General features: G+C 62.2%; 3 protein-coding genes. All 3 read left to right on the top strand.

Going from position 1 to position 945, the window contains the following annotated elements; genetic code table 11:
* Window positions 1–124: 124 nt before the first annotated feature.
* Window positions 125–391, top strand: coding sequence for a hypothetical protein (locus EOA60_RS34885; protein WP_127335623.1), 267 nt, complete (start codon window positions 125–127; stop codon window positions 389–391).
* On the top strand, window positions 388–597 hold the full coding sequence (locus EOA60_RS34880; RefSeq protein ID WP_127335624.1) for a hypothetical protein: 210 nt from the start codon (window positions 388–390) through the stop codon (window positions 595–597). Before EOA60_RS34885 ends, EOA60_RS34880 begins: the two co-directional genes overlap by 4 nt.
* Window positions 598–612: 15 nt before the next feature.
* A partial coding sequence (locus EOA60_RS34875; protein ID WP_128312727.1) for a hypothetical protein occupies window positions 613–945 on the top strand: 333 nt, incomplete at its 3' end.

The raw sequence follows: 945 nt of genomic DNA, 5'->3' as shown, positions 1-945 counted from the left end.
GGGCGCTGGAAGGCTATCGGCTGCGCAGCGAACTTGCCGACCGCGAACTGCGCCGGCGCATGGGCATCGTCGAAGCCGCAGCCAATGAATTTGCCACAAGCGGCACGTTCGGAGGAAGGAAGTGATGGACGCCTCACGCGAACTGCCGCGCTACCAGTGCCACAAGAAGGTTTGGGCGCTCAAGCTCACGGATATTGAGCGCAACAACGACACCGGCCAGGTGATGCTGACGCCTGAGGACAAGGGCTTCGCTCAATTTGAAGCGCCTGCCGGGTGGTACGAGCGGTTCAAAGGCAGCGACGAGGACACTGGCTACTACGTCGTCTACGACGATGGCTACGCCTCGTGGTCTCCCACGAAGGCATTTGAAGACGGCTACACCCCCCTGTGACCGCCTCCGTCCTCGACGTGCGCCTGCTCGACCGGGCGCGCAAGCAACTCACCGACGAGATCGACGCCAAGAGCGAGCAGATCGCCCACGGTCTCGCCGCTGATTTCGCCGACTACCGCTACCGCTGCGGCGAGATCGCCGGCATGCGTTCCGCGCTCGGCATGCTCGGCGAGATCATCAAATCCATGGGCGACAACCGCTCTTAAACCAGGAAGGACCTTATGGCTGCCAGTAAGCCCCAATCAACCAAGGACGAGATCATCGCCGCCATCGGCGACCTCTCCAAGCTGGAAATCATGCACAACCAGATCCTGGTTGGCATCTACATGCGACCGGAAAAGACCGCCGGCGGCATCATCCTCACCGACAAGACGATCGACGAGGACAAGTGGCAGGGCAAGGTCGGGCTCGTGCTCAAGACCGGCCCGCAGGCCTTCAAGAGCGACGGTGCCACGGACTTTGCCGGCCAGAGCGTCGCCGAGGGCGACTGGCTGATCTACCGCGTCTCCGACGGCTTCGCGATCGACATTAATGGAACGCACTGCCGCTTACTG

The organism is Mesorhizobium sp. M1A.F.Ca.IN.020.06.1.1, assembly GCF_004023265.1.
Classification (GTDB): Bacteria; Pseudomonadota; Alphaproteobacteria; order Rhizobiales; family Rhizobiaceae; genus Mesorhizobium.
The sequence above is the reverse complement of the archived record's forward strand: the minus strand, read 5'-3'. Positions and strand labels throughout refer to the sequence as shown.

Excerpts from the sequence above, each read along its gene's own strand:
- EOA60_RS34885 (WP_127335623.1), top strand. The coding sequence starts at position 125 with ATGGACGCCTCACGCGAACTGCCGCGCTACCAGTGCCACAAGAAGGTT.